At 58.6% G+C, this 302-nt stretch carries 1 protein-coding gene; it reads right to left on the bottom strand.

Features of this window, described 5'->3' with window-relative positions; translation table 11 throughout:
- A partial coding sequence (locus tag MXD62_RS08285) for a DNA-processing protein DprA (protein ID WP_248828816.1) occupies positions 1–302 on the bottom strand: 302 nt, incomplete at both ends.

A 302-nucleotide genomic window follows, 5' to 3' on the forward strand; every position in this document is an offset into this window, starting at 1 on the left:
GATATTCAGAGAGCAGCAGTCCGCAGCTGGCAATTTCCTGATAGAGCGTGCGATGCAGCGGCGGATACACATGCGCAAGACCGCAGCCCAGCACCCCAACGGTCCCATTCTTGGAGCGAAGCGCAGAACGGTGAGCTTCCGCGTCTATTCCATAGGCGGCGCCCGACACAATGACAAAACCCGCTTCCGAGAGCTCCGCTGTCAGGTGAGCACATGCCGCTTTTCCATACGGTGTGGGCTTTCGCGAGCCGACCACTCCCAGCATCGGTTGACGCAACCATTTAAGGTCGCCACGATAGTAG

The organism is Frankia sp. Mgl5 (assembly GCF_023242985.1).
In the GTDB taxonomy this organism is placed as follows: Bacteria; Actinomycetota; Actinomycetes; order Frankiales; family Frankiaceae; genus Parafrankia; species Parafrankia soli.